The sequence below is a fragment of the Pseudomonas sp. S1_G07 genome (genome assembly GCF_054668565.1).
Genome location: NZ_CP162778.1, coordinates 1,842,414 through 1,868,925, shown reverse-complemented (window position 1 = coordinate 1,868,925; position 26,512 = coordinate 1,842,414). Strand labels below are relative to the sequence as shown.

Here is a 26,512-nt window from a genome sequence, read left to right as displayed (position 1 = left end):
TCAGAGATAGGAGAGGAACAGGCTGTCGAGCAACCGCGACCAGCCGGATACCAGCACGAACAACAGCAGTTTGAGCGGCAGGGAAATGGTCATGGGCGAGACCATCTGCATCCCCAGCGCCAGCAGCAGGTTGGAGACAATCAGGTCGATCACGATGAACGGAATGTAGATCAGGAAACCGATCTCGAAGCCCGCCTGCAATTGCGACAGCACGAACGCCGGGATCAGCAGGATCAGGTCTTCGCGCTGCACCTCCTGGGCCATTTGCGCGGGCCACAGGCGCGCGGAGTTTTCCAGCAGATGCGTCAGCACATCCGGGTCCACGTTGCGCAGCATGAAGGCACGCAACGGTTGGATGGCCTCATTCCCGGTCTGTAGAAACGTTTGCACATTGCTCATGTCCAGAGGCGACGTCTTGACGCTCTCGGCGATCTCGTACCCCACCGGCGCCATAATGAATAGGGTCGCTGCCAGTGCGATGCCATTGATAGCCATGCTCGGCGGAACCTGCTGCACGCCGATTGCGTTGCGGGTGATCATCAGCACGATGACAATCTTCAAAAACGATGTGCAGATGATCAACAGCAGGGGCATCAACGAAAGCGCCCCAAGCACTACCGCCAGAATGAGCGGGTCCAGGCCCTGGATTGTCATCGGCCAAACACCACGCGGGACAACTGCAACCCCAGGCGCCCGTCGACGTCCACCAACTGGCCGTGTCCAATAGGCCGGTCACCATAATAGAGACCCGCCATGCCGGGCGCGTAACCGGCAATACCCAGCACAGCACCAGGCGCGAGGTTGCGCAGCTCGCCCAGGGTCAGGTTCAACGTCCCGCAGCGTACGTTCAACGCCATGCTCAATTCATCGAAGGGCTCTGAGCCAAATACATCCTCCACTGGTTCATCTTCCTCATGCCCCGAGTAGTGGGGTGCCGCAAAATCTTCGTCCACAGACGTGTCCTCGATAGAAGTAAGGGTCAGACACAACTGCCCGGTGTGATCGTCAATACGCCCATGCAACCGCTGCCTGCCAGCCTGCACATAACCGCTGCCCTGAGCGCAAAAAAAAGTCGGGCCAAGCACCAGCACATCACCGCTGCGCAGGCTGCGCGCCTGCGCAATCGGTAACGACACGCGTCCCAGGGTTACGGCAACGGCCAGCTGAAACGACGCCGGCAGCGGGGCGGCCGTGGCACGCCATGGCCCAGCCGCGCACAACGCCAGGAAGCTCTCGGGGGTCAGCCACACATAACCGACCACCCGTGATGCGCCCAGTGTCACGCTGAGTCGGCAGCCAAACCCTGTGGGGCGATCGGTTTGCAGCAAACGCACATAACCAAACAGCGCTCTCACCTGAGGGCTCAGGTGATACTGGAACAACGCCCAGAACCACGAGTCCGGATCATTACCGGAGGGGGCCAATGTCACCGGGCACTCGCCGAGCAGGCTGAGCAGCGGCCCCGCCTCAGCGAAAGCCAACACGCCACACACCGTCTCAAAGCACAGAGCCTCGCCAGTTGCCGGTGCGCGTCCGGGCTCGAGCCGCAATTCACCGTCCTGACCGGCGACACGAAACGGCAGGCACAGCCCACGTCCCAGCCGATGGCGCGCGGCAAGGGTGTCGCTCCTGACCAGGGGGAATGTCAACGGCGGCATCATCATGCTCTGCCGACATTGAGTAGCAGGCTGACTGGCTGCCCCAGTGCTCCCGCAAAGCGTTGTTCACACTGTTGCCGTACGCCATTGAGCCAGTGCGCCGTGCTGTCTTGCTCCGCCTCCAGCTCAATCGTCCAGGCACTCTGCTCACGGCGCACGCTGGCATTGATCCGCCCCAGGCGGGGCAAATACAACACCGCCTGCAGTGGCCATTGGGAACCGGCCATCACCCGAGGCACCAGTTGCTCGGTAAGCGCCTCGATCATGGCAACAGCCGACGCCGTCTTCGCCCCCGCCAAGGAGGCCCCTGCCCCGCCCTCATCGCCTTTATCGGCAAACAGCTGAGCAAACAATTGCCTGTGCTCCCATGGCACTCCCCCAATGGCTCCCGGCTCACGTTCCTCTCGCGGCTCACGCGACCGTGAACGCTCAGAGGGTTTATGGACAACCTGGGTCATATAGGCTCCTGTGTCAGTAAAAGGGCTAACTCCTGAAGCTTCTCAACCTGACGCAGGCATTCAGTAACCTGCTTCTGGGCACGGCCAACGTGGATTTCCTTTTCCTCCCGCTGGCCCTGTAATGACTCCAGTTGCCCCTGTTCGCGTCGGGTACTGGCAGATAAAGAATGTTCCTGCGCGCCCCACGACTTGAGTGCCTGAAGGGTCAGCACCTGCCCCTGATGCTGGCTGAGCAACAGGGCACTTTGTCGAATCTCCTCCTGTCGGGTTTGTTCAAGCGCGTCCTGGGCCTGCTGGATGTGGGCGAACAGGGCCTGCTGGGCTCGTTTCGCCTCGCGCAAGGCGCGCTCGGCGCGGTCGGCCCGATGCCTGCGCAGGCGCCGCAGCGTCTCCACTTCACCGAGCATTACGTCAGAATGGGACATGGGTGGTCAGCTCCTTGAGTTGCTCCAGCGTCTGCGCCATCGGCGTCGGCTCACGCAGATCCTGGCGCAGGAAACCATCGACCGCCTGACGGCTGTCCACCGCCAGGTCCGTCAAGGCATCGCTGCCGGCCTGGTATTCCCCCAACTTGAGCATCAGCTCGATCTGTTGATACGCCGACAACAAACGTCGCAGCGCCGTACCGGCCTGGATATCCGCAGGCTCGGCAACGTTGCTCAGGATCCGTGACAGGCTCGCCAGGACATCCACCGCCGGGTAGTGCCCACGCTCGGCCAATTTGCGCGACAGCACGATGTGCCCATCGAGCAGCGAGCGAACTTCGTCCGCCACCGGATCGTTCATCGAGTCCTGCTCGATCAGTACCGTGTAGATCGCCGTGATCACACCCTCGCGGGTCAAGCCAGCGCGCTCCACCAGCCGCGGCAGCAAGCTGTACACCGACGGCGGCAGACCACCGCGCCCAAGCGGCTCGCCAGCCGCCAGGCCGATTTCGCGCTGGGCCCTGGCGAAGCGGGTCAAAGAGTCAATCAGCAGCAGCACCCGTTGCCCTTTGCGCCGAAACCCTTCGGCCAAGGCCGTGGCGGTGAACGCGGCGCGGGCACGCTCCATGCTGGAGCGATCGGAGGTGGCGCACACCAGTACCGCCTTGGCGCGCAGTTGTTCATCCAGTTCATGGTCAAGAAACTCACGCAGCTCCCGACCTCGCTCGCCGATCAGGCCGAAGACGATCACATCGCACTCCACGTTACGTGCGATCTCGGCCAGCAAGGTGGTCTTGCCGCACCCGGCGCCGGCGAACAGCCCAACACGCTGACCTTCGCCGAGCGTCAGCAGGCCGTCGATCGAACGCACCCCGGTGGCCAGCGCCCGGTTGATCCGCGGTCGCTCCGTGGGCAGCGGCGCCTCACACAGCACCGCACTGGTATCCGGCAAGTCAGCCTCGACGAAAGCGCTGGCGCCCTGGCCCGTGATCGGCCGCCCGAAACCATCCAGCACCTGGCCCAGCAATGCCTCGCTGACCTGCACACGATGCGAGACGCCCAGGCGCTCCACCCCCGCGCCAACCCGCACGCCCTCAAGGTTGCCCAAGGCACTGAGCACCGCGTCCTGCTGGTCGAAGCCGATGATTTCGGCGAGCATGTAGTCGCCCGGTTTTTTTTCCACCTGGCACAAGTCACCGATACGCGCCTGAGGCAATCGGCATTGCAGCAGCATGCCATTGACGCGCTGGATGCGACCACGCACCGTCACCGGAGTAAAGCTGCTCATCGATTGAACCTGACGCTGCTGCCAGGCATCGAGGCGTGCTTGCAGTTCGATGCTCACCAGCGCACCTCATAACGCTGCGCGCCGTCGAAGACGACCTTGCTGTTATCGATCAGTACCAGGCGCAGCCCTTCCACTTCGTCACCGACGAAGAGTCGGCTGCCGTCGTCCAGGGCTACATGACCATTCGGCCCGCCAACGATCTGCACGATCCTGAACGGCAGTGCCTCATCGCGCACACGCACACGGCTGATCACCGGCACCGCGCTGTCGAACTGCTCACCAAAACGGCTGAGCATGCGCGCTACCAGTTCCACCTCATCCTGGGAAACATCCCCGCTGAGCGCGACCTGGCCATTGATCACTTGCAAGCTGACTCGCTGGGTCAACTCGCGCTCGTTGAGCATTTTCAACAATTGCTGGCGCACCTCGAACGGCGAGGCCAATTCCGACTTGCTGGCCACGGGCGGCATCAAGGAAGCCTGCGCCTCACGCTCTCCCGTGGAGACCGTGCCTACCGCCGCGATGACCACCGCCACCACCAACACCAGGCTGATCAGGCGCTTTTGCTGCGTGTGCGAAATGGACGATAACGGCAAGGCCCGCGCAGGCTCACCGGGCGGTTGCGGCGCTACCGATGCATGCGTAGTCGGCTGCGGCCATGGCTGATCGGCCAAGGTGACGCACAGTCGCACGCCCCCCACCGAAAAGACACCGTTCAGCGCCAGGTCCGCGATCTGCGCAAGCACCTGACCCTCAGCCCCGTATAACAGCCCCGCCTCGGCCTGCACCGACCAGCTATTGTCTATAAGCCGCAACCGCGCATGCTGCTCGACGACACCCAAGTCACTCAGTATCAAGTCAGCGTCAGCGTGGGCGCCGATGCTCCACTGCTCGCCAAACAGCGGCAGCGCCGCCCCCTGGTGCAGCCCATCCAGCACCCGTAGTTCAAACATCAGCGAGCGCTCCGCAGTGACCAAGGCTGAGAACTCATGCCGCCGCACCACGCATCAACTCGTCCTGCCCCAAGTCAATACGCCCCAATACCTTGACCTTGGACGTGCTGCCCAACTCGGCGAAAGACAGCACCGGCACATGGTTGAACTCTTCCAGCAGCAGGGTGCGCAACGGGCTGCGAAGATCCTGCGCCACCAACATCACACTTTTGCGCTTGGCCCTTAAGGCAAAGGCCTGATTGAGCAGATTGATCAGCGCCGCGCTGTGCTCGTCGTCAAGGGCGAAGAACACCCCGGTCTGGGTCTGGCGCAGGGCCTCGCGCAGAATATTTTCGCTCTGTGGCGACAACAACCAGGCATGCAAGCCATCGGCCTCGCTGTACTGGTGAAAGATCTGCGCCTTGAGGGCGATCCGCGCATAGTCGGCCAGCGCTTCCGGCTCACGTTCATGCTGGCCGTACTCGATCAGCGACTCGACAATCAGCCGCACGGCCCGCAACGGTACCCCTTCGCCAGCCAGGCGTTGCAATACCGCGGAAAAACGCGACAGCGGCATGATGCGCTGCAGTTCCTGCACCAGTTCCGGCTGGTTGCTCTCCAACCAACTGAGGATCGACTTGCTCTCCTGGATGCCAAGGAACTGCGGCCCGCTGAGCATCATGGCCTGCTTCATGCGATCGACGATAAGGCTCGTCGCACTGAAGCGTTCCAGCTGCGGGTCATCGAGCAGCGGATCATCCGGTGCCAACCACAGCCAATCCTGCTCATCACGCTCAGCCAGCCCCGCTATCGCGTGCTCGGGCTCAACCGTCAGCGCCTTACGCTCAACGGCCACAAGGCTGACAACCGACGCCTTGACCATCGGCACTTCATGCACACAAAAGCGCATTTCGTCGGCGGCCAGCGAGTCATCGAGCTCGACTTCGAAGGGCGGCAATGTCAGGCCAATATTGGCGACCAACGCATTGCGGGCCTGGCGAATGCCCTGAATAAGCTCCGTCACTTCTGGTGTGCCGCGCAGCACCGGGGAAAACTGCAACAGGTAAGGCCGCGAAGGATCGAACGCGCGCAAGTCCTCGGTGCCGTTCTCCTCGGGGCGAACGGCTTCGGCGGCGTCAGAGGCCGGCCGTGCCTGTCGTTGGCGCTGGCGCACCAGGTAATAACCCAGGCTTCCGGTTATCAGCGCGATAAGGATAAATACCCCAGTCGGCATGCCGGGTACCGCTGCAAACGCCAGCATCCCTACCGAAGCGATCACCCAACTCTTGGGTTCGCTGGTCATCTGCCGGGCAATTTCGGTGCCCATGTTGGTGACGCCCCGGCGGCCGTCCGGCGCCACCCGGGTGATGATCATGCCGGCGGTCAGGGAGATCAGCAGCGCCGGAATCTGCGCAATCAGGCCATCGCCGATTGTCAGTACCGAATACAACGCCATCGAATCGGCAGCACTCAACCCATGCTGGAACATGCCCGTGGAAAAGCCGCCCAACAGGTTGACCACGACAATGATCAAACCGGCAATGGCGTCGCCCTTGACGAATTTCATGGCGCCGTCCATGGCCCCGAACAATTGGCTCTCGCGGGACAACTGTTCCCGCTTGTCCCGCGCCTGCGCGCCGTCAATCAGGCCGGCGCGCAAGTCGCTGTCGATGGACATTTGCTTACCTGGCATCGCATCCAGGCTGAACCGCGCCGCGACCTCGGCCACCCGCTCCGAGCCCTTGGTGATCACCAGGAAGTTGACCAGGGTCAGGATCAGGAAGATCACCATCCCCACCGCCAGGTTGCCTCCCACCACGAAGTTTCCGAATGCCTCGACGATGTCACCGGCGTCCTGCTCCAGCAGGATCAGGCGCGTGGTCGCGATCGACAGCGCCAGTCGAAACATGGTGGTCAACAGCAGAATCGACGGAAACGACGAAAACGCCAGCGGCCCCGGCAGGTACAGCGCCAAGACGATCAGCAGGCACGAGATGCAGATATTCAGTGCGATCAGAATATCCACCAGCCAGGTGGGCAGCGGCACGATAAAGATAAAGATGATGGCCATGACCACCACGGCACCCAGCACTTCGGCGCGCTGTGCCACTTTGAGCAGCAGGCGGTTGATGGTCGACACCACCGTCACGTCATGACCCTCGGCACACCGGCCGTACGCTTGGCTCCGCGCACGATCCGGTCCAGCTCATCCATTACTGCCACAAAGCTAGTCAGTGTTTCCTGACGTACTCGACTGTCGGGCCACAGGGCCAAGGGCATTTGCTGGATCAAGGGATAAAGGGCGTTGAGCGACACCAGTTGCCGTGCAGTCGCCCCCCTCCCAGATCATCCCCCAGCCGCAGGATTTCACCGGCTGCAATGCCGGTACCGGCATAACCCACCAGGCGCTGCAACAGGGCAATGGCATCGTGACCGATGCCCAGGCGCTGGATCAGTGCCTGGCAACCCGCCCACACGGCGCTCAACTGCCCGCAGCTTCGCAAACCCAGCAGCAAGGTGCGCAACAGTGGCGTGGGCATCGACGACACCAGCGCCGCAATATCGTCCGCCAAGGCTTTGCGCATCACCTTGAGCCCTACGTGAAACTGCTCGCCACCGTATACACCCAGCAGCGCCTGCATCATCGTCGCCAGGGATTGCCGCGTGACCACGCTGGCGTAGTAGAGCGAACGTAGCGCCTGGCGCTCCTGCGGGTCGACACTGGCCGCCTGCAAGGCTACGGCGATGTTCAGGCCTGCCTGGATCTCCCCTTTGAAACGGGCTTCCAGCTTAGTAACGGCATTACGCGCCAGCGCGGCCTCGGATGGGCGCACTTCAGCGTCGGCCTGACCCGCCACATACTTGAGCACCACGAAAGCACGCGCCGGGTCGCCGCCCACGATCTCGAGCAATTTGTCGACCGTGGGGTTTTGCAGCAACTGCATCCTGATTCGGCGCGAAATGGCTGCCATGGTTGCCTGGGCGGGATGGCCCAACTGATCGTACAGCTGTACAAGCTGTTCAGTTGGGGGCACACGCACCCCCATCTTCCGCTGGTTCAGCGTAAGGTTATTGACCGCCACCTCCTGGTTGAACAGATGAGAAAGCTCATCGACGCCCTTAGCGGACGCAGGGACGGAAGAACTGGGAGCAGGTTGATCCAGGCGCTGGACCGATTGCACATCTCTGTTGGATTCGACTTTCATGGACAGGCCAGTACAGGAAGAGTGTTTTCCTGTGTGGCAAGACCCGCCAATACAGTTCCATCCAAACCGATCCTAAGGCCCATTTGAAAAGACTTGCACACGCCCGTGGCGCCCTGTGCAAGTCGCTGCGCAAAAAAGGCTTAATTCAAGATATTTATCTATATAAATCAAACAATTGCATGATTTTCTCCATCTGGCACAACCAGTGCAATCGGGGTCCCGTCGATACATTTTCGACTGCGTCTACCCTGAGGAAAAAATCATGAATATCCCCATTGAAGCCTTAGCTAACCTCGTTGGCAGCCCGCCTCAATTCATGCTCCACCTGACAGACGACCAACAGAAAAAACTCCGGCGCTTCGTTCACAAACGGGTGCTCAACCCGGAAGATGCGGACGATCTTCTGCAATTGACCTACCTGGAGGCCTGGCGCAACCGCGAGCGTTTCAGCGGCACTGCGACACTCAGCACCTGGATGTGCGGCATCGCACAAAACCTCATACGCAATCACTTCCGCCGCCTGTACGCCAAACCCGTGCATTGCGAATTTGATGAAGCGTTGTGGCACGGCCAGGAAGAACACAGCAACCTGGACTGGGAGTTCGAGATCAACCGCCGCCTGGAAAATACCCTGAACGCTATTGATCACCTGCCCACGGAGATGCGCAAAACCCTCTACGCCTCACTCGAGACCGACGGCAGCTACCAGGACACTGCCGACGTACTGGACATTCCTATCGGCACCGTTCGCTCACGCTTGTCGCGAGCACGTGAACAGCTCAAACGCGCCACTCACAACTCGATGTACCCGTAACATAGATGGCATGTTGGGCGGCAGGGATATCTGCGCAACGCGCTCAGCCCCTTTGGGCACGTGACAGAAAGATCGCCAATAGCCCGAACAGCGGCAGCAACGAACACAGCCTGTACACGTATTCGATGCCGTGAATATTCCGCCAGGTGCCCCAACAGCGCCGCACCGATCCCGCCAAAACCGACTATCAGCCCGAAAAACACCCCCGGTGATCATCCCCACATCGCCCGGCACCCGCGCCTGCGCGTACACCACGATGGCCTGGAACACCGAGGCCAGCCGCGCGACAATGGGCAACCGTCGGGAAGCCAACGACCCCAAGGGCGTGCTTCACGCAAGAGATGAATCCTGAACCACTCGTCGCCCAAGCAGCGGTTTTCGTTAAACAGTTGAAAGCGTAGAAAAAAACTCAACAAAAACGCTTGACGCATTGCCGTTCTGCGCGAATAATGCGCGCCACTTGGCTACATAGCTCAGTTGGTTAGAGCATAGCATTCATAATGCTGGGGTCCGGGGTTCAAGTCCCTGTGTAGCCACCAAGTACTAAAAACGGCTTACCGAAAGGTAAGCCGTTTTTTTATGCCCGCAGAAAAAGTGCTGAGGCATACTTGCAGTGCCCTCCTCACAACGCCCCTTTGAACGACAGGCCCTTTCATGAGCGCTGATGTATTCGCCATCATCCTGCTGGGCGCTGCGCTTCATGCCACCTGGAATGCGGTGGTCAAAGGCGGCAGCGACAAGTTGCTGACCACCTGCATGATCACCTCTATCGCGTCATTGCTGGCATTGGTGGTGATTCCATTTCTGGAACTCCCGGCGAAAGAAAGCTGGCCCTTCATTGGCGCCTCGGTGCTTTTGCAGGTGGTCTACTTTGTGCTGGTTGCCTCGACTTACCGTATCGCCGACATGAGCCAGACCTATCCGATCATGCGCGGCACCGCGCCGCTGCTGGTGGCGACGGCAAGCGCTTTTCTGCTGTCCGAGCCGTTGTCGGCGTTTGCCTGGATGGGTATCGGCGTGATCTCCATGGGTATTTTGAGCATGGCCGCGGCCCCGTCGATGGGGCCACGCAAAGGGCTTATTCTTGCGCTGCTGAACGCTGCGGTGATCGCCGCCTACACCCTGGTCGACGGCCTGGGCGTACGCAAGTCCGGCGCCCCGACGGCCTACACCCTGTGGATATTCCTGCTGACCGGCATCCCTATGGCCGCATGGGCGCTCGCCTTCAGGCGTCGTGCGTTCTGCGGCTATGTTGCACGCCACTGGCGCATGGGGTTCATCGCAGGCGTTGGCACGCTCGCGTCCTATGGCCTGGCCCTGTGGGCAATGACGGCCGCGCCGATCGCCACGGTTTCAGCGCTACGGGAAACATCGATTCTGTTTGCCGTACTGATCTCGGCGCTGGTGCTCAAGGAGCAACTGACCCGTACCCGTATCATGGCCGCGTGCATCATTGCCGTCGGGGCGATGGTGTTGCGCCTGGGCTGAGGCAGGACCCCACGTTGAATTGGCTCATCAACGGGATCGACGGCCACCAGAGAGAACTCCCGCAAACATCACATGCGCTCAAAAAAACGCGCCATCTGTATTTTGACGCCCGCGCAAACCCACTGTTAGTGTCCAGCCTCACCCACACACGGAGTGCCCCACGGTGAAACTGGACATCTACCAAGTCGACGCCTTCAGCCAACACCCTTTCGGTGGCAACCCCGCCGCAGTGTGCCCACTCGCCGAGTGGTTGCCTGACGCACAACTGCAAGACATCGCCGCCGAAAACAACCTTTCCGAAACCGCCTACTTCGTGCCCCGTGACGGGCTCTATGAGTTGCGCTGGTTTACCCCGGAGGTTGAAGTGGACTTGTGCGGCCACGCCACGCTGGCAGCGGCGTGGGTGTTGATCCATCAGTTGGCGGATGCGCCCGAAGTGTTGCGTTTTGCCACGCGCAGCGGCGAGCTGCGAGTGACGCGCAATGGCGACGAACTGGCGATAGATTTCCCGGCCAAAGCACCACAACCCTGTGAGCCGCCAAGCGGGATGTTGAATGCGCTGGGCATTGAGCACGCCGAGGTATTCGGCACCGATGACTACATCGTGCTGGTGGACGATGAGGCGCAGGTCGCCGCGCTCACGCCCGACTTCGCGCGCCTCAAGGGCCTGCCAAAACGCGGGATTGCGGTGACCGCCAGGAGCACGCGCTTTGATTTCATTTCGCGCTGGTTCGGCCCCAACGTGGGTGTCAATGAAGACCCGGTCACCGGCTCGGCGCATACCTCGCTGGCGCCTTTCTGGGCCGCGCGCCTGGGCAAGTCGCAACTGACGGCGGAGCAAGGCGGCACGCGCAAGGGGCAGTTGCGTTGTGAACTGCTGGGCGACCGGGTGATCATCTCCGGCAAGGCGGTACTGTACCTGCAAGGCACGATTTACCTGTAAAACGCAGTATCCCAAGGACAACAGGTCATTCTCAAAATGAACGGAGTTCAGCGCGTGTTTTCGATTTGCCGTCGGCCATTGTCGGTCATTGCCGTCGCCCTGGCCCTCGCGGCCTGCCACACCCCGGTTAACGAGCCGCCACCGGCACCGGAGCTGGCTTCGGGGTATCGCTCCGACCTCGGCCCCCGCCATGCCGAGCGCCACATGGCCGCCGCCGCCAACCCGCTGGCAGCCGAAGCCGGGCGTGAGATGTTGCGCCGAGGCGGCTCGGCCATCGACGCGGCCATCGCCATGCAGGCGGTGTTGACCCTGGTGGAACCGCAGTCCTCCGGCATCGGTGGCGGCGCGTTCATCATGCTGTGGGACGGGCAACAAGTGCACGCCTATGACGGTCGCGAGACAGCACCGGCCGGCGCCACCGAGCGGTTATTCCTGAAAGCCGACGGCACGCCCATGGCCTTTACGGACGCGCAGATCGGCGGGCGCTCGGTCGGCACGCCGGGGGTGTTGCGCGCGCTGGAGATGGCGCACAGGAAGACCGGACACCTGCCATGGGCCACGTTGTTTGAACCGGCGATTCGGCTCTCGGAGCAAGGCTTTGCGATTTCCCCGCGCCTGCACAGCCTGATTGCGGCGGATCGTTTTATCGCGCAATCGCCGGACATGGCGGCCTACTTTCTGAACGCCGATGGCACGCCCAAAGCCGCCGGCACGCTGTTGAAAAACCCGGCGCTGGCCGCGGTGTTCAAACGCATCGCCAAGGAGGGACCGGACGCGCTGTACCACGGGCCGATTGCCGCTGAGATCGCGCGCAAGGTGCAGGGCAACGCCAATGCAGGCAGCCTGTCCGTGGCTGATCTTAACGGCTACACCGCCAAGGAACGCGCGCCGCTGTGCACCGACTACAAACACTGGAAGGTCTGCGGCATGCCGCCGCCCTCGTCGGGCGGGATTGCGGTCGCGCAGATGCTGGGGACGTTGCAGGCGCTGGAAGCCCGCGATCCGCACTTGGCCATCGCGCCGATGACCCCGGCCAAAAGTGCCTCGCCGGCCGGCCTTGAGCCGACGCCCGAGGCCGTGCACCTGATCGCCGAAGCCGGGCGCCTGGCCTTTGCCGACCGTGCGTTGTATGTGGCCGATTCGGACTTCACGCCGGTGCCGGTTGCCGGTCTCGTCGCGCCGGACTACCTGGCCCAACGTGCCAGGCTGATCGGCGAACGCAGCATGGGCATCGCAGCACCCGGCCAGCCGGCCGGCATTCAAGTCGCTTACGCGCCGGATCGTTCGCCGCTGCGCATCTCCACCTCACAGGTGGTGGCGGTGGATGACCAGGGCGGCGCCGTGTCGATGACCACCACGGTGGAATCGGCATTTGGCAGCCATGTGATGGTCCAGGGCTTTTTACTCAACAACCAGATGACCGACTTTTCGTTTATCCCCGAGGAAAACGGCCAGCCCGTCGCCAACCGTGTGCAACCGGGCAAACGCCCACGCTCGTCCATGGCGCCGACGCTGGTGTTCGATCGCCAGAGCGGGGAACTGCTGGCCGCGCTCGGATCGCCCGGTGGCTCGCAGATAATCGAGTACGTGAGCAAATCCCTGGTGGCAATGCTCGACTGGCAACTGGACCCACAGGCCGCCATCAGCCTGCCCAACTTCGGCAGCCGCAACGGCGCGACCGAGCTGGAAGCCGGTCTGTTCAGCCCGGCGTTGAAACAGGCGCTCAAGGACAAGGGCCATGCGTTGAGCGAGATCGACATGACCAGCGGCATCCAGGCCATCGTTCGCACGCGGGATGCCCACGGCAAGGTGGTGTTGAGCGGTGGCGCCGATCCTCGACGTGAAGGCGAAGCGTTGGGCGACTGACCACGTAATCAACTGAGACCATGCCTTGCACAAAGCCAGCAACCTCAGCGAAATCCCCGGCATCCGCCACGGTTTTTGTTCGATCAATGACCCCTTGCGCCCAGAGGATGTATTCATCTGCAAGCAGGTGCATAGCGCCTCGGTGATTGAATGGCAGGCAGGCCAGACAGCCAACACCGTAGAGGCCGATGGCGTGTTCAGCCGCGCCCGGCATCCCATTGCGGTGATCACGGCGGACTGCTTGCCCCTATTGATCGCCGCCCAGAACGGCGATGGGGTCGCCGCGATTCATGGCGGCTGGAAGGGACTGCAACGCGGGATCATCAGCAATGCCGTGCAGCGATTTTCCGAGCAAGGAATAGCAGTCGATCAGTTGCGGGTGGCGATAGGGCCGTCAATCAAGCCGTGCTGTTATGAAGTCAGCGCAGGATTTATCAGCGAGTTTCAGGCAGATCAAGGGCCCTTGTGGAGCAACGGCGAAGCGCCCTGGCACCGGGTGCAACCGCCACCGCTGCTGGCGCCGCGGATCCCGCCGCCCTCTGCACGACAAGCGGCAAGCGCCTGGTTCGACTTGAGCGAGTATGGGCTGATGCTGCTGCAAGCGGCGGGGGTCAAGCGCGAGCAGGTGGAGGTAAGTGACGTGTGTACTTACTGCACCTCATCGACATTTGCCAGCTACCGCAGACGGACGCATCACCCGGAGGAGGCGAAAACGCTGATCTACTCCTGGATCACCCGGCATGGATGATGCGCCCTGTGGCGAGGTTGCTCCGTCGCCACACTGATCGACGCACAGCAGGAAGCTATCAGCGACTGATCTTCAAGCCCCTGCGCCCGGCATGCCGCTCCAGCGCCAGGTCGATCAAGCGGCTCACCAGCTCGCTGTAGCTCATGCCCGCCGCCTGCCACAGCTTGGGGTACATGCTGATGCGGGTAAAACCGGGCAATGAGTTGATTTCGTTGATCAGCACTTCACCGTCATCGGTGAGAAATACGTCGACCCGTGCCAGGCCGGCGCAACCCAATACCTCGAACGCTTCAAGGGCCAGGCTGCGAATACGCTCGCTGGCCGCATGGCTGATCGCCGCCGGCACCACCACCTGGGCGGCCTGGTCGTCGATGTACTTGCTGTCGTAGGAATAAAACCCGCTGCTCACCACGATCTCGCCGCAGCCACTGGCGATGGGGTTGTCGTTGCCCAGTACCGCGCATTCGATCTCGCGGCCCTGGACGGCGGACTCCACCAGCACTTTTTCATCAAAGCTCAGCGCCAGTTCGACGGCGGCGTGGTACTCGGCGGCGTCGGTGACTTTGCTCACGCCCACCGAGGAGCCCTGGTTCGCGGGCTTGACGAACATCGGCAAACCGAGGGTGCGCACGGCAGTGTCAAAGGAGGTGCGCGCGGCATTGCCACGGGTCAAGGTGATGAACGGGGTGACGGCAATCCCGGCGTCGCGCAGCAGGCGCTTGCTGATGTCCTTGTCCATGCACACCGCCGAGCCGAGCACGTCGGAGCCGACAAAAGGCAAATCCGCCATGCGCAGCAGGCCTTGCAGGCAGCCGTCCTCACCGAGGGTGCCGTGAACGATAGGGAAGATCACGTCGATAGGCTCCAGCACGCCCTGGCCTGAGGTTTCCACCACTTGCTGGCTGGCCTTGCCAGGCACCACCGCCAATTCGCGGTGGGACTGATTGAGGGCAATCAGGGCCGGGTTTTCGCCGTTGATCAGGAAGTTCGAGGCGTCGTTGAGGTGCCAGTGGCCCGCCTTGTCGATGCCGATCAGGACGGGCTCGAAGCGCGAACGGTCCAGCGCATCGACGATATTGCGCGCCGATTGCAACGACACTTCGTGTTCGGCCGAACGGCCACCAAAAATAATCCCTACCCGCACCTTGCTCATGAACCGGCCTCACTGTTGAACGTAAGGCTTATTACCATGGGCCGTCAGCGATTCGCTACCAGGTGTGCGCCGAAGAGCATGTAGCAACCGCCGGCAAACCGGTCGAGCCACTTGCGCGAGCGGCTGTAGAGGTTGGCCATGTGCTGGCTGGAGAACACCAGTGCCACGCTGGAATACCAACTGAACGACAAGGTGGCCATGGTGATCACCGCCAGGGCCAGCAACCCCGGCGGCGGCGACGGCGGCATGGTGGAGGCGAAGATCGTGGCGACGAACAATGCCGCCTTGGGGTTGGACAAGTTGCCCAGCAAACCCAGGCGCCAGGCGGAAAACAGTGAGCGCCGCGGCTCATCGGGCAATAGACTCTGGCTCATGGCCGGCGCCGAGCGCTTGAACAGCTTCACGCCCAGGTAGATCAGGTAGCAACCGCCGATGATCTTGAACGCCAGGTACAACATCGGCGCGGCGCTAAACAGCGACTTGATCCCCAAGCCACCGGCCAGCCCCCACAGGATGGTGCCCGTGGCGACGCCCGCCGAGGCCGCCACGCCATGGCGACGCGAACAGCTCGCCGCCAAGCGTGCCGCGTTGAAGAAATTGGGCCCTGGCGTGACCACCGCCACGGTCCACAGCAAGGCCAGCGAAACCAGCGGCGCTACGTAGTCGGGGTTGAGCAATTCCATGGCAGGCAGTTCCATCGGCAAGGCACGAGCCAGGATCATAGACCTCGCCCACCACCCTGCACAATCGTACAAGACCCCGGCAGACAGGGCGTACAGACTGGGTTACCGTACTTCCAACTCATTTTGTGACAAGTCACCATGGGCAACCCGACCCACACCCTCGACTGGCTGCACCGCGCCCCGCACGCCAGTGGCGTGGACCGTATCGAAGCATACTTTGCCGGCTTCGCTTTCGATCCACATCGCCACGACACCTACGCCATCGGCCGAACCTTGTTCGGGGTGCAGAGTTTTCATTATCGCGGCGGCATGACCCACAGCCTGCCCGGCACGACCATGGTGATTCATCCCGACGAAACCCACGACGGCCGCGCCGGCAGCGAAGAAGGCTTCAAATACCGGATGATTTACGTGGAGCCGGCGTTGATCCAGCAGATCCTCGGCGGCAAGCCGTTGCCATTTATCCCCGGCGGCGTGTCTACCGACCCGAGGTTGTTCCGTGCCAGCGAAGTGCTGCTGCAGAACCTGGATTGCCCGATTGATCCCTTGCTGGAACAGGACGCCCTGTTCGACGTCGCCCAGGCGCTCAGCGAGGCATCGGGGCGCATCGTCAGCCGCAAGACCTTCGATTACCTCGCCGCCGAGCGCGCCCGCGAGTTCATCCACAGCGCCCTGGGCCGCAGCATCACCCTGGATGAAATGGCCGACCACGCCGGCCGTGACCGCTGGGCATTGTCGCGGGACTTCCGTTTATTGTTCGGCACCAGCCCCTATCGTTACATGACCATGCGCCGACTGGACCTGGTGCGCAGCCTGCTGGCCCAGGGACAATCGTTGGTCGATGCGGCGATGACCGCCGGCTTCTCCGACCAGAGCCATATGACCCGGCAATTTCGCAACACCTATGGCATGCCGCCATCGCGTTGGGTGAAGATGCTCGGGCGCTGAGATTCGGTCGAGGGCCTATAGCTGATGCCCATCAATGGGCTCGCCAATCGTCAGGAAATGCCCGCCCGCCACATGGTGCAAGGTGCGCCGTTCATCCTGCCCCTCAAAGTGCCAACGACCCTCACTGAACACGCGCTCGTCGGCATAGGCCGCGATCACTTCGCCCAGGAACAAATCATACGTCTGTTGGTTATGCGGCTCTGGCAGCAAGCGGCATTCCAACCAGGCCACGCAGCCTTCGAGCAGCGGCGCGTCGGTGTGTTGGCCCGCGAAGGTGTGCAGGCTGTAGGCGGTGAATTTGTCGCGTTCACTACCGGTGGTATTGCCGACGGTTTGCACCAGGTCGGCCTGGGCCGCGCAAGGCACCTGAAGCACAAAAGTGCCCGCGTTTTCCAATAGCTGGCGGGTCCAGGTGGCCTTGTCCAGCACCACCGCAACCTTCGGCGGCTCGAAATCCAGCGGCATTGCCCAGGCGGCGGCCATGATATTGCGCTGGCCCTCGTGGGCCGCGCTCACCAACACAGTCGGCCCATGGTTGAGCAAGCGGTAGGCCTTGGACAGCGGGACGGGGCGACGGTGAGTAGGGCTCATGGGGGCGGCTCTTCAAGCGAAAAAACCTACGATACCTCAAAGCCATCGCGCCCATAGCCACGTTCTGGATGGTGCGTGAGTACGTTGGTGTTGGGTACTTTCTGACCTGATCTTCACGCGGCCAACGTGTGGCGCTTTCCAAACAGCGCCACACTCCCCACGCCCACGGCCCCCATCACCACGCAATAAATCACACAAATCCACGGGCTCGTTGGCATCAGTGCAATCAGCATCAGCGGTGTGGTACTCGCCCACAGCGCATAGGCGATGTTGTAGGTGAAGGAGATGCCCGACACGCGCACCGGCGCCGGAAACAGGCCGACCATCACCGAAGGCACCGCGCCCACTACCCCGCAACTCAAGCCCGCCACGGCGTAGGCCGCGCCCAGCCACACGCCGCCACTGATCAGGCTGGCGTACAGCAGCGCAATACCGACTGGCAGCAACAGGCTGTAGACCAGCACCGCGCGCCAGGCGCCGATGCGGTCCACCAGCAGGCCGGCCAGCACGCAGCCGATGTTCAGGAACACGATGCCCAGGGCGCTCAGGGCGAAGGTATGGCGGGGGCTCATGCCGAAGGTTTTCTGCATCATGGTTGGGGTGATCACGACGAGCACCACCACGGCGGAGGTGAGCACGCAGGTGAGAATCATGGCCGGCAGCAACACCGCGCGGTGATCGCGCAGCACGGTGCGCAGCGGTAGTTCAGCGGCAGCCTGGCGGCGGGCCTGCATTTCGAGGAACACAGGGGTTTCGCTGAGCCAGCGACGCAGCCATACGCCGATCACGCCGAACACACCGCCGAGCAGGAACGGTAAACGCCAGGCGTAGTCGAGGATCTCGGTTGGGGTGAAGACCTGCGCGAGCAGCGTCGCCGTCAGGGCGCCGAGCAGGTAGCCAAAGGTCAGGCCAGCCTGCAGGAAGCCCAGGGCGTACCCTCGGTGATTGCGCGGTGCATGCTCGGCCACGAAGGTCCAGGCGCTGGGCACTTCACCGCCCACCGCCGCACCTTGCAGCACGCGCAGCGCCAACAGGATCAACGGGGCGAAATAACCGATCTGCGCGTAGGTTGGCATGACCCCGATCAGCAGGCACGGCAACGCCATCAGCAGGATGCTGAGGCTGAACACGCGCTTGCGCCCCAAGTGATCGGCAAAGTGCGCCATCAGGATGCCGCCCAATGGGCGCGCCAGGTAACCGGTGACAAAGATGCCGAAGCTTTGCAGCAGGCGCAGCCACTCGGGCATTTCCGGGGGGAAGAACAGCTGGCTGAGGGTCAGCGCGAAAAACACGAAGATGATGAAATCGTAGATTTCCAGGGCACCGCCCAGGGCGGCCAGGCCCAGGGTTTTGTAGTCGGAGCGGGAAAATCGCTGCGCCTGTGCAACAGAGGTGGCAGTCATGACGGGGCTCGGCAGACAAACAAAAATGGCGTGCAGGTTATGAGCAGAACCGGGTGATGGCAATCGCGGCAGATATATTTGTTTTCCTCATGGATCGATGAAGATAACTGCATTCCCATATCAATGGCTGTGGAGGAACATGCGCGAAAACTGCCGCCCCCATAATAAATACAAGAGGTAAGACTCGTGGCCGATGCTATCGAAGAAAGCCGCTATGCCCGATTTGCCCTGCGCTGTTCCAACTTCGCTGAACGCTGGTTTCCCGACTCATGGGTATTCGCCGCCCTCGCGGTGATCATCGTCGCCGTGGCGACCCTGAGCATGGGCGCCGCGCCGACCGAGGCGGCCAAAGCCTTCGGTGATGGGTTCTGGAGCCTGATCCCGTTCACCATGCAGATGGCGTTTGTGGTGATCGGCGGTTACGTGGTCGCCAGTTCGCCGCCGGCGGTGAAGCTGATTGACCGCCTGGCGCGCATCCCGAAGAACGGCCGTTCCGCCGTGGCGTGGGTGGCGTTGATTTCCATGGTCGCCTCCTTGCTCAACTGGGGCCTGTCCCTGGTGTTCGGCGGTTTGCTGGTGCGTGCGTTGGCCCGGCGTACGGATTTGCGCATGGATTACCGCGCGGCCGGAGCGGCTGCTTATCTGGGCCTCGGTGCGGTATGGGCGCTGGGGCTGTCGTCGTCGGCGGCGCAGTTGCAGGCCAACCCTGGCAGCCTGCCGCCGTCGATCTTGTCGATCACCGGGGTCATCCCGTTTACCGACACCATCTTCCTCTGGCAGTCCGGCGTGCTATTGCTGGCGCTGATCGTGGTGTCGCTGATCATTGCCTATGCCACCGCACCCGGCCCGAACAGCGCCCGTGACGCCAAGGCCTGCGGTGTCGACCCGGCCTTCAACCTGCCCAAGCCGCCAGCACCGAGCCGCCCCGGCGAATGGCTGGAGCACAGCCCGCTGCTGACTATCCTGCTGGCGCTGCTGGCCGCCGGTTGGCTGTTCCATGAGTTCTCGACCAAGCCGGCGATCAGTGCGATTTCCGGGCTCAACACCTATAACTTCCTGTTCATCATGGTTGGTGCGCTGCTGCACTGGCGCCCGCGCAGCTTCCTGGACGCCGTGGCCCGCGCCGTGCCGACCACCACCGGCGTGCTGATCCAGTTCCCACTGTATGGCTCGATCGCCGCGCTGATGACCGTGGTCAAGGGCGGCGACGGCCAGACCCTGGCGCACCATATCTCAACCTTCTTTACCTCCATCGCCTCTCACGACACCTACGCGCTGCTGATGGGCGTGTATTCGGCGGTGCTGGGCTTCTTTATCCCGTCGGGCGGCGGCAAGTGGATCATCGAAGCGCCGTACGTGATGCAAGTGGCCAACGAGCTGCAATACCATCTGGGCTGGTCGGTGCAGATCTACAACGCGGCCGAGGCATTGCCGAACTTGATCAACCCGTTCTATATGCTGCCGTTGCTGGGGGTGTTGGGGCTGAAGGCGCGGGATCTGATCGGGTTTTCGTTTGTGCAGTTGCTGGTGCACACACCGCTGGTGTTGTTCCTGTTGTGGGCATTGGGGACGACGTTGAAGTATTTGCCGCCGGTGATGCCATAGGAGCAGCGAAAAGCTTCAAGTTGTCAGCTTCAAGCTTGCCGCTTGAAGCTTGGGACTTGGAGCTGCCTTTATTCCGTCACATTGCATTGCTACCGTCCATCGAAATATCTTGCAACAACTCCTCAGCAAGGACCTCCCGCAATGAGTGACGAGCACGAAGATCGCCTTCCGCCCGATTCCGTGGCCCAACCGCCGGTAGACAGCAGCCGGCGGCGTTTCCTGGGAGGCGCGGCGGTGCTGGGGGTTGGCGCGACCTTGAGTGCCTGCGGCAATACCAGCGAAGCACCGAGCAAACCGGTAGCGCGCCCGCTGACGCCCCAGGAGCTGGACAAGGCCTTGAGCGACCAGGTGAAAACCGTGGTGGTGATCTACGCCGAGAACCGTAGTTTCAACAACTTGTTTGCTGACTTCCCGGGTGTTGAGAAGCCGTTGTCGGCGCTGTCCGCTGCCGACACTCAGCAGCGCGACCGCGATGGCAGCCTCTTGCCCGCCCTGCCCCCAACCTGGGGCGGCGTGCTGCAAGTCGGCCCGCAAAGCGTGGATGGGGTGACCTACCCCAGCGAAGTGCAATTCCAGGAAAACCTGCCCAACGCGCCCTTCGCCCTCAAGGGTCCGAATGGCGAAGACCTGCCCTTGAGCCTGGTGACCCGCGACCTGTGGCATGTGTTCTATCAGAACCAGATGCAGATCAACGGCGGCAAGAACGACGGTTTCGTCGCCTGGGCCGACGCTGGTGGCCTGGTGATGGGCCATTACGCCCAGAGCCGCTACTCCCTGCGCCTGTGGGACGTGGCCAAGGAGTTTGTGCTGTGCGATAACTTCTTCCAGGGCGCGTTCGGTGGTTCGTTCCTCAACCATCAATACCTGATCAGCGCTACCGCGCCGTTCTATCCAGATGCCGCGCAATCAGTGGCCAAAGCCCAGATCGCCACGCTGCAAAGCGCTGACCCGACCGACCCGCGCCTCAAGCCGCTGGACAAATCCCCGGCCAGCGCCATGACCGGCCCACCGCAGTTCGGCCCCAGCGCGCTGACCCCGGACGGTTACGCCGTGAACACCCTGGCCCCGCCCTACTGGCCAACCTGGATTCGTGATCCGCAAAACCCGGATTATGCAAAGCCGGACCTGCCTAACGTGCTGGTGCCGCAAACCCACGAACACATTGGCGACAAGCTGTCGAAAAAGAACGTGGACTGGGCCTGGTACGCCGGTGCCTGGCAGGCAACGCTGGAGCAATTCAAGGATTCGGGCGGTATCCCGAAGATTCCGAACTTCCAGTACCACCATCAGCCGTTCAATTACTTCAAGAAACAGGGGCCCGAGAACCGTGCAGAACGCGATAAGCGCCTGCGTGACGGCGGGTTGGGCGATGAGGCCAGCACCAACAAGTTCTTTGCCGACGCCCAGGCTGGCAAGCTGCCGGCCGTGACGTTCTACAAACCCCAGGGCAATTTGAACATGCACGCCGGTTACGCCGACGTGGCCTCGGGCGACCGTCATATCGCCCGCGCCCTGAAAGTACTGCAGGAAAGCCCGCAGTGGAAAAACATGGTGGTCATCGTCACCGTCGATGAAAACGGCGGCTGGTGGGACCACGTCGCCCCGCCCAAGGGCGACCGCTGGGGCCCCGGCACAAGGGTCCCGACGCTGGTGGTCTCGCCCTTTGCGCGTAAAGGCACGGTGGACCATACGGTGTACGACACCGCGTCGATCCTGCGTTTGATTACGCGGGTCTTCCAGCTGGAAACCCTGGACGGGCTCAAGCATCGCGATGACGCCATGATCGCCCGAGGCCAGAAACCCATGGGGGATTTGAGCAACGCCTTGCAATTCAACGTGTAGGACGCTTATCCAATAGCGACATGCCTGGCGATTTAGCACGCGATTTTCCTGGTCAACCGTTACTGTGTGGAAGTGGGCTCTCATCCCGCGCAGACGGGTTTTCGCTGACAAGGAACCGACTATGTTCAAACCGACCAGGCTGTCCCTCACCCTGGCCGCACTGTTAGCCAGTGCGGTCGTGCAGGCCGATATCGAAGTACCACTGGGCAGCGTGCAACGCGTCACCCAACTGTTCGCCTACCCCAATAACTGCAATGTGATCTGCTTTCGGCCGTGGACGCTGGAACAGACCGCCGAGCATTATCTGAGCCAGAGCCTGGTACGCGACGGCTACAGCCGGGCCAAGGTCAGCGTCAAGGTCCATGACGGCCAGGTCGCGGCGACCTTCAGCGGCGTACCGGGAAATTACGGCGAGCCCCTGACCACACTGCTCAACACCGCCGACCTGGCCTACCAGGGCGCCAGCAAGCTCAACAGCGATGGCAAATGGGCCTATAACTGGTACCTGTTCCTGCCGCTGGGCATGGCCCTGGAAAACCGCAAGAGCATCGAGTTGCTGCACTTTCCGCCGGACTACTCGCTGACCCAGGCTCAGGACTACCTGGAATCGGCCACCACCGACCGCTGGGCCAGTTTGCTCACCGATAACGGCGTGCCCGCTACCGAAACCCCGGCGTACCAGACCATCATCGACATCGCCCCCATCGCCGCACCGTCCAACGCAGGCAAAGACCTGGAAAGCGTCTACGGCTACTTCACCGACTACCAGACCCGCATGGTCAAGGAACTGACCCTGCTGCCCAACGGTACGCTGCCGATGGTCGCATTCGGTGCGCCGGTGCGCAGTTGGATCAAGCAGCAATACGGGCAAACCGTCGAGGTGCTGAGCCTGGTGCAGATCAGCCCGGAGGCAGGCAAAACCGTCTCGGTACTGGGCGCCAACCACCCGAGTTACATCTGGTACGCAGCCAGCCCGGACACCTACGACGGTAACGAGCAGAAGGCCGACGAGGCCGGCTTGAAGGTGATGGGCCAGGATTTGAGCGCGGCCTGCTGGCAGGCCGGGATGGGTCAGAAAACCGCGAGCGATCCGAACGTACTGCTCAAGGCGTGCATGAACACCTGGCAGGTCACACGCAAAGAGCAGACCTGTGAATTGTTCTACGCCTCAGTGCGCAATCTGAGCCCGGAGAAGGCGAATGCCAAATGCGCCACGCCCGCGATCAAGGCTCAGCTAAAACAGTTGAAAACTGCCGTTCCAGCCCCCGTGACCAGTGTTCCGACGTTATAAAACGCAAAAAAAACGATTTCTACTGTCATATTTGACAGTAGAAATCGGATCCAACTTAGGCGACTCTTGAGCCGGGCCCATTTGCTGCAAGACTGGAAGTGCGCCACTACCCGCAGGTCAATGCAGCCTCACCAGGAGAGTTATGAAAACTCAGGCCATGGATAAGGCTAAAACCGCTGTGGGTGGCTGCCTTTACCCATTCATATCGCAGCTGGGCAAGGGTTACCCCTCGACCACCCACTTCGAAGTGGTACAGGCTACGCAGGGCATGGGCAACGGGATCAAGGCGCGTATCGCCTTTGACAGCCGTACATGCATCGCCAAGGTCTCCGGCTACGCTCTGAGTGAGCGGCGCCTGCACACCTTGCAGCTGTCATCACGCATTCACCTCTACGACTGTTGGTTCTGCGGCCTGCTCCTGCATTCCTGCAAACCGAACGTGTTTCTCGACCTGCATTATCTGGAAGCCTGGACCCTGCGTGAAATAAGTGCCGGCGAGTTGCTGACAATGGACTACGCCAGCACCGAGGAGGTGCTGTTCCGGCAATTCGCCTGCCAATGCGGCGAGCTGAATTGCCGGGGCTGGATCACCGGCAACCAGGAGCCGTTGAACGCCGAAGGTCAGGCATTCATGGCCCAGTGGCGCGACCGTAAACGACCTTAGGCTTCACCCAACGGGCGCAGGCGATATTGCGGCGGCAACTGCTCGAAGCCACTGATGGTGGTGTTCAAGCTTTTCCAGCGGCCATCCTTGATGCCGTAGATGCAGCCATGGATCGACAGGCTCTGCCCACGGTGCCAGGCGTTTTGCACAATGCTGGTGTGGCCGACATTGGCCACCTGCTGAATCACGTTCAGCTCGCACATGCGGTCTACACGTTCCTCTTCCGTCGGCAGTTGGGCCAACACATCACGATTCTCATAATAGAGATCGCGGATGGTACGCAGCCAGCCGTCGATCAGACCGAACTGGCGGTCCTGCATCGAGGCACGCACGCCGCCGCAGCCATAGTGGCCGGTGACGAGGATATGTTTGACCTTAAGCACATCGACCGCGTACTGGATCACCGACAGGCAATTGAGGTCGGTGTGCAGCACCACGTTGGCCACATTGCGGTGTACGAACAGGTCGCCGGGCAGCATGCCGACGATCTCGTTGGCGGGGACGCGGGCATCGGAGCAACCGATCCACAGGTATTCCGGGGTTTGCTGGCGGGCGAGCTTGGCGAAGAATTCGGGATCTTCCTGTTTGATCGCATCCGCCCAGCGTTCGTTGTTATCAAGCAGGTCTTGTAGTTCGTTCATCAGGAAAGCCTCAGGAATGATGCGCAGGTGTGTGACTGACGCCCCCTCGTCCGGGTCACGCCGAGCGCCAATTAGCTTGAATCTTTAGGTAGCTGTGCCTGTCCACACACTATAAGCCCCACAGTATGAGGATTGGCCATGACTGAATCACGACGTCCCTACGGCGCTACGCAGCCCGAACCGATTGATGACACCGAAGACCGCATGGGTGAGATGCGCGAGCTGGATTTTGACGAACAAGACCAGACAGCGGAAATCGGCGATGAACTGCCGCGCCGCGAACGCGATCACCTGATGCCCGACGAACGGGTACGCGAAGCCGGGCTGACCGGCGCTTCGACGGACGACCATGAGTCGACCGATGACGATATGAGCCCGGAAACCCTTATCCATGAGGACGGTGCGCGGGATGCGCGGGAGGAAGGTGAAGACAGTCCGACAGACTACGATCTGAGCGTTGTCGGTGCAGACGATATTGGCGGGGGGAATGGTTTGGATGAGGCCGAATTGGCCGATCTGGACCCGCTCAACGCAAAGCGCTGACACACGGCAGTTTCAGATGTAGGAGCGAGCTTGCTCGCGAATCGGGTACATCAGTCCAGCATATCCGGTGACTGGCGCTCCGCTTTCGCGAGCATGCCCGCCCCTACATTTAGGTTGGTGTTCAGTCGACGAGGGTGCAGGCCATCACGACCGCATCTTCGCGCCCACCTACGGCGGGGTAGTAATCGCGCCGACGGCCGATTTCATTGAAACCGTAACGCTCGTAGAGGCGGAACGCGCCGGTATTGCTGTCACGCACTTCCAGGAAGCACTCCCGTGCATTCGCCGCATAGGCGCGGGACATCAGGTGTTCCAGCAACGCCAGGCCCAGGCCGCGGCCCTGGTTTTCCGGCTTGACGGTGATGTTCAGCAAGTGCGCTTCGTCGAGGATGATCTGCACCACGCCGTGGCCCACCTGCTGCTCGCCTTCGAACATCAGCCAAATCTGGTATTTGCCCAGCCCATCCAGAAAGATCCCGCGGGTCCAGGGGTGACTGTACGCCGCGTATTCGATTTTCAGCACCGCGTCGAGATCGGCCTCGATCATCGGGCGGAAGGATAAAGCCTCACTCATCGATTGTTTTCCAGCGCGCCATCAGCCGGCGCATGGCTTGCCAGACATCAGCCTTACGCTGTGGCTCTTCCATTAATAATTCCAGGCCCGGCAGGGCCCACACCGAGCCGAGGCCGTCGACCTGCAGCTCGCGGTACCAGGCCTCGGCATTGGCCTCACCGGCAAACCGCACGGCGGGCAGGCCGATCAGCCACAGGCACACGCAGGGTTCGTCTTCCAGGCGTGCCGAAACAAAACCTTGTACAAAATCCCGCGCCGCCTCCGGGCCTTGGTCCATGGTGCCGCGCACCAGCAGTGGCCAGCGCACCGGGTCGCCGACGATTTGCGGGCTGTCGGGCAGGCCGGCGGCGCGCAGCATGTCTTTAAGCAGCATGTAGGCCGGGTCACGGGTCTGAAAACGCTCACCGGTGGGCAGCTCCACCAACAGCAGGCAACGCCCGGCGCGCAACAATTGCAGGGCAAAGCGCGGCGGCGGCACCACCGGGGCCTTGGCCACCGGGGCGGCGACGTCGGCAACCGCAGGCTTGGCCATCGGCGCCGGGCGGGGCACCTCGACCTTGGGCCGTTCGACCGCAGAACGCGCTTGCGGCTCTGGCTTGGCCACCACCACCGGGGCAGCGGCCTCCTCACCTGAAGTCTCGAACGCCTCATAGGGCTCAAGCGCCTCTAACAGCTCGGGCCGCGATGGCGCGGCAAACGGCAGTTCGGTGCGGGGCAGCCAGTTGACCACCTGCATGGCGGTCAAGTA

At 62.0% G+C, this 26,512-nt stretch carries 25 protein-coding genes, 1 tRNA gene and 2 pseudogenes; 12 read left to right on the top strand and 16 right to left on the bottom strand.

The features are described 5' to 3' along the window. From sctR to sctW, 8 genes and pseudogenes are all read right to left on the bottom strand, one after another. A complete protein-coding gene (sctR, locus tag AB4O05_RS08475; RefSeq protein ID WP_460131646.1) occupies positions 1 to 654 on the bottom strand; it encodes a type III secretion system export apparatus subunit SctR in 654 nt (217 codons plus the stop codon). After that, a complete protein-coding gene (locus tag AB4O05_RS08470; RefSeq protein ID WP_460131647.1) occupies positions 651 to 1,664 on the bottom strand; it encodes a FliM/FliN family flagellar motor switch protein in 1,014 nt (337 codons plus the stop codon). Before AB4O05_RS08470 ends, sctR begins: the two co-directional genes overlap by 4 nt. Next, on the bottom strand, positions 1,661 to 2,011 hold the full coding sequence (locus AB4O05_RS08465; RefSeq protein ID WP_460131648.1) for a type III secretion system HrpP C-terminal domain-containing protein: 351 nt from the start codon (positions 2,009 to 2,011) through the stop codon (positions 1,661 to 1,663). Before AB4O05_RS08465 ends, AB4O05_RS08470 begins: the two co-directional genes overlap by 4 nt. A gap of 101 nt (positions 2,012 to 2,112) precedes the next feature. Further along, positions 2,113 to 2,541: a type III secretion system stalk subunit SctO gene (gene sctO / locus AB4O05_RS08460; RefSeq protein ID WP_460131650.1), complete on the bottom strand. Its 429-nt coding sequence runs from the start codon at positions 2,539 to 2,541 to the stop codon at positions 2,113 to 2,115. After that, on the bottom strand, positions 2,528 to 3,886 hold the full coding sequence (locus tag AB4O05_RS08455) for a FliI/YscN family ATPase (protein WP_460131652.1): 1,359 nt from the start codon (positions 3,884 to 3,886) through the stop codon (positions 2,528 to 2,530). Before AB4O05_RS08455 ends, sctO begins: the two co-directional genes overlap by 14 nt. Beyond that, positions 3,883 to 4,782 carry an FHA domain-containing protein gene (locus tag AB4O05_RS08450; protein WP_460131654.1) on the bottom strand — a complete coding sequence of 300 codons (900 nt, stop codon included), beginning with the start codon at positions 4,780 to 4,782 and terminating at the stop codon, positions 3,883 to 3,885. The genes AB4O05_RS08455 and AB4O05_RS08450 overlap by 4 nt, the downstream gene beginning before the upstream one ends. Before the next feature lie 34 nt (positions 4,783 to 4,816). Further along, positions 4,817 to 6,910, bottom strand: a complete 2,094-nt coding sequence (sctV, locus tag AB4O05_RS08445) for a type III secretion system export apparatus subunit SctV (RefSeq protein ID WP_460131655.1) — start codon at positions 6,908 to 6,910, stop codon at positions 4,817 to 4,819. Next, positions 6,907 to 7,967: pseudogene (sctW, locus tag AB4O05_RS08440) on the bottom strand (type III secretion system gatekeeper subunit SctW). The gene sctV and the pseudogene sctW overlap by 4 nt, the downstream one beginning before the upstream one ends. Positions 7,968 to 8,229: 262 nt before the next feature. Between sctW and AB4O05_RS08435 the strand changes: the two are divergent. After that, complete coding sequence (locus AB4O05_RS08435) at positions 8,230 to 8,781, top strand: RNA polymerase sigma factor (protein ID WP_460131656.1); 552 nt, start codon at positions 8,230 to 8,232, stop codon at positions 8,779 to 8,781. 43 nt (positions 8,782 to 8,824) lie between these two features. Here AB4O05_RS08435 and AB4O05_RS08430 read toward each other — a convergent pair. Beyond that, a pseudogene (locus AB4O05_RS08430) lies at positions 8,825 to 9,060 on the bottom strand (MFS transporter); the annotation flags it as partial. 183 nt (positions 9,061 to 9,243) lie between these two features. Here AB4O05_RS08430 and AB4O05_RS08425 point away from each other — a divergent pair. The 5 genes from AB4O05_RS08425 (at position 9,244) to AB4O05_RS08405 (ending at position 13,826) form a co-directional block, all read left to right on the top strand. Further along, positions 9,244 to 9,320: transfer RNA gene (locus tag AB4O05_RS08425), tRNA-Met, on the top strand. A 115-nt stretch (positions 9,321 to 9,435) separates the two neighbouring features. Then, the gene (locus tag AB4O05_RS08420) at positions 9,436 to 10,269 is read left to right on the top strand and encodes an EamA family transporter (RefSeq protein ID WP_460131658.1); all 834 of its coding nucleotides are present in this window, start codon (positions 9,436 to 9,438) and stop codon (positions 10,267 to 10,269) included. 163 nt (positions 10,270 to 10,432) lie between these two features. After that, positions 10,433 to 11,212 carry a PhzF family phenazine biosynthesis protein gene (locus tag AB4O05_RS08415; protein WP_460131660.1) on the top strand — a complete coding sequence of 260 codons (780 nt, stop codon included), beginning with the start codon at positions 10,433 to 10,435 and terminating at the stop codon, positions 11,210 to 11,212. Positions 11,213 to 11,248: 36 nt separating this feature from the next. Beyond that, positions 11,249 to 13,078: a gamma-glutamyltransferase gene (ggt, locus tag AB4O05_RS08410; RefSeq protein WP_460131661.1), complete on the top strand. Its 1,830-nt coding sequence runs from the start codon at positions 11,249 to 11,251 to the stop codon at positions 13,076 to 13,078. A gap of 25 nt (positions 13,079 to 13,103) precedes the next feature. After that, positions 13,104 to 13,826, top strand: coding sequence for a polyphenol oxidase family protein (locus tag AB4O05_RS08405; protein WP_460131663.1), 723 nt, complete (start codon positions 13,104 to 13,106; stop codon positions 13,824 to 13,826). A gap of 58 nt (positions 13,827 to 13,884) precedes the next feature. Here the strand turns inward: AB4O05_RS08405 and ddlA are convergent, their stop codons facing one another. After that, complete coding sequence (gene ddlA / locus AB4O05_RS08400) at positions 13,885 to 14,979, bottom strand: D-alanine--D-alanine ligase (RefSeq protein ID WP_460131665.1); 1,095 nt, start codon at positions 14,977 to 14,979, stop codon at positions 13,885 to 13,887. A gap of 44 nt (positions 14,980 to 15,023) precedes the next feature. Next, complete coding sequence (locus AB4O05_RS08395) at positions 15,024 to 15,662, bottom strand: LysE family transporter (RefSeq protein WP_460137641.1); 639 nt, start codon at positions 15,660 to 15,662, stop codon at positions 15,024 to 15,026. Between the two features lie 138 nt (positions 15,663 to 15,800). Here AB4O05_RS08395 and AB4O05_RS08390 point away from each other — a divergent pair, with 138 nt between their 5' ends. Beyond that, the gene (locus AB4O05_RS08390) at positions 15,801 to 16,610 is read left to right on the top strand and encodes an AraC family transcriptional regulator (protein ID WP_460131666.1); all 810 of its coding nucleotides are present in this window, start codon (positions 15,801 to 15,803) and stop codon (positions 16,608 to 16,610) included. A 15-nt stretch (positions 16,611 to 16,625) separates the two neighbouring features. Here AB4O05_RS08390 and AB4O05_RS08385 read toward each other — a convergent pair whose 3' ends face one another. Both AB4O05_RS08385 and AB4O05_RS08380 read right to left on the bottom strand, forming a co-directional pair. Further along, complete coding sequence (locus AB4O05_RS08385) at positions 16,626 to 17,201, bottom strand: flavin reductase family protein (RefSeq protein ID WP_460131668.1); 576 nt, start codon at positions 17,199 to 17,201, stop codon at positions 16,626 to 16,628. A 113-nt stretch (positions 17,202 to 17,314) separates the two neighbouring features. Further along, positions 17,315 to 18,604 (bottom strand): MFS transporter, encoded by a 1,290-nt coding sequence (locus AB4O05_RS08380; protein WP_460131669.1) that lies wholly within the window; start codon positions 18,602 to 18,604, stop codon positions 17,315 to 17,317. A gap of 186 nt (positions 18,605 to 18,790) precedes the next feature. Here AB4O05_RS08380 and AB4O05_RS08375 point away from each other — a divergent pair, with 186 nt between their 5' ends. The 4 genes from AB4O05_RS08375 to AB4O05_RS08360 all read left to right on the top strand — a co-directional run bounded on the left by AB4O05_RS08375 (position 18,791) and on the right by AB4O05_RS08360 (position 24,006). Next, entirely contained in the window at positions 18,791 to 20,209 is a 1,419-nt protein-coding gene (locus AB4O05_RS08375; protein ID WP_460131671.1) for a short-chain fatty acid transporter, read from the top strand. Between the two features lie 141 nt (positions 20,210 to 20,350). Continuing rightward, the gene (acpA, locus tag AB4O05_RS08370) at positions 20,351 to 22,051 is read left to right on the top strand and encodes an acid phosphatase (protein WP_460131672.1); all 1,701 of its coding nucleotides are present in this window, start codon (positions 20,351 to 20,353) and stop codon (positions 22,049 to 22,051) included. Between the two features lie 121 nt (positions 22,052 to 22,172). Then, the gene (locus AB4O05_RS08365) at positions 22,173 to 23,342 is read left to right on the top strand and encodes a hypothetical protein (RefSeq protein WP_460131673.1); all 1,170 of its coding nucleotides are present in this window, start codon (positions 22,173 to 22,175) and stop codon (positions 23,340 to 23,342) included. Between the two features lie 142 nt (positions 23,343 to 23,484). Then, positions 23,485 to 24,006 carry an SET domain-containing protein gene (locus AB4O05_RS08360; protein ID WP_460131675.1) on the top strand — a complete coding sequence of 174 codons (522 nt, stop codon included), beginning with the start codon at positions 23,485 to 23,487 and terminating at the stop codon, positions 24,004 to 24,006. Here AB4O05_RS08360 and can read toward each other — a convergent pair. Continuing rightward, positions 24,003 to 24,647 carry a carbonate dehydratase gene (can, locus tag AB4O05_RS08355; RefSeq protein ID WP_003188288.1) on the bottom strand — a complete coding sequence of 215 codons (645 nt, stop codon included), beginning with the start codon at positions 24,645 to 24,647 and terminating at the stop codon, positions 24,003 to 24,005. The two genes, AB4O05_RS08360 and can, sit on opposite strands and share 4 nt — an antisense overlap. Before the next feature lie 138 nt (positions 24,648 to 24,785). On the opposite strand from can, the gene AB4O05_RS08350 reads away from it, so the two are divergent. Further along, complete coding sequence (locus tag AB4O05_RS08350; protein WP_460131677.1) at positions 24,786 to 25,190, top strand: serine kinase/phosphatase; 405 nt, start codon at positions 24,786 to 24,788, stop codon at positions 25,188 to 25,190. A 121-nt stretch (positions 25,191 to 25,311) separates the two neighbouring features. Here AB4O05_RS08350 and rimI read toward each other — a convergent pair whose 3' ends face one another. Next, a complete protein-coding gene (gene rimI / locus AB4O05_RS08345) occupies positions 25,312 to 25,764 on the bottom strand; it encodes a ribosomal protein S18-alanine N-acetyltransferase (protein WP_460131679.1) in 453 nt (150 codons plus the stop codon). Continuing rightward, a complete protein-coding gene (locus AB4O05_RS08340) occupies positions 25,757 to 26,500 on the bottom strand; it encodes an energy transducer TonB (protein ID WP_460137642.1) in 744 nt (247 codons plus the stop codon). The genes rimI and AB4O05_RS08340 overlap by 8 nt, the downstream gene beginning before the upstream one ends. Between the last annotated feature and the right edge of the window lie 12 nt (positions 26,501 to 26,512).

Bases quoted from the DNA above. Each gene is read 5' to 3' on its own strand.
- sctR (WP_460131646.1), bottom strand. From the start codon at position 654: ATGACAATCCAGGGCCTGGACCCGCTCATTCTGGCGGTAGTGCTTGGG.
- AB4O05_RS08470 (WP_460131647.1), bottom strand. From the start codon at position 1,664: ATGATGATGCCGCCGTTGACATTCCCCCTGGTCAGGAGCGACACCCTT.
- sctO (WP_460131650.1), bottom strand. From the start codon at position 2,541: ATGTCCCATTCTGACGTAATGCTCGGTGAAGTGGAGACGCTGCGGCGC.
- AB4O05_RS08450 (WP_460131654.1), bottom strand. From the start codon at position 4,782: ATGTTTGAACTACGGGTGCTGGATGGGCTGCACCAGGGGGCGGCGCTG.
- AB4O05_RS08435 (WP_460131656.1), top strand. From the start codon at position 8,230: ATGAATATCCCCATTGAAGCCTTAGCTAACCTCGTTGGCAGCCCGCCT.
- AB4O05_RS08420 (WP_460131658.1), top strand. From the start codon at position 9,436: ATGAGCGCTGATGTATTCGCCATCATCCTGCTGGGCGCTGCGCTTCAT.
- ggt (WP_460131661.1), top strand. From the start codon at position 11,249: ATGAACGGAGTTCAGCGCGTGTTTTCGATTTGCCGTCGGCCATTGTCG.
- ddlA (WP_460131665.1), bottom strand. From the start codon at position 14,979: ATGAGCAAGGTGCGGGTAGGGATTATTTTTGGTGGCCGTTCGGCCGAA.
- AB4O05_RS08395 (WP_460137641.1), bottom strand. From the start codon at position 15,662: ATGGAATTGCTCAACCCCGACTACGTAGCGCCGCTGGTTTCGCTGGCC.
- AB4O05_RS08390 (WP_460131666.1), top strand. From the start codon at position 15,801: ATGGGCAACCCGACCCACACCCTCGACTGGCTGCACCGCGCCCCGCAC.
- AB4O05_RS08385 (WP_460131668.1), bottom strand. From the start codon at position 17,201: ATGAGCCCTACTCACCGTCGCCCCGTCCCGCTGTCCAAGGCCTACCGC.
- AB4O05_RS08380 (WP_460131669.1), bottom strand. From the start codon at position 18,604: ATGACTGCCACCTCTGTTGCACAGGCGCAGCGATTTTCCCGCTCCGAC.
- acpA (WP_460131672.1), top strand. From the start codon at position 20,351: ATGAGTGACGAGCACGAAGATCGCCTTCCGCCCGATTCCGTGGCCCAA.
- AB4O05_RS08365 (WP_460131673.1), top strand. From the start codon at position 22,173: ATGTTCAAACCGACCAGGCTGTCCCTCACCCTGGCCGCACTGTTAGCC.
- AB4O05_RS08360 (WP_460131675.1), top strand. From the start codon at position 23,485: ATGAAAACTCAGGCCATGGATAAGGCTAAAACCGCTGTGGGTGGCTGC.
- can (WP_003188288.1), bottom strand. From the start codon at position 24,647: ATGAACGAACTACAAGACCTGCTTGATAACAACGAACGCTGGGCGGAT.
- AB4O05_RS08350 (WP_460131677.1), top strand. From the start codon at position 24,786: ATGACTGAATCACGACGTCCCTACGGCGCTACGCAGCCCGAACCGATT.
- rimI (WP_460131679.1), bottom strand. From the start codon at position 25,764: ATGAGTGAGGCTTTATCCTTCCGCCCGATGATCGAGGCCGATCTCGAC.
- AB4O05_RS08340 (WP_460137642.1), bottom strand. From the start codon at position 26,500: ATGCAGGTGGTCAACTGGCTGCCCCGCACCGAACTGCCGTTTGCCGCG.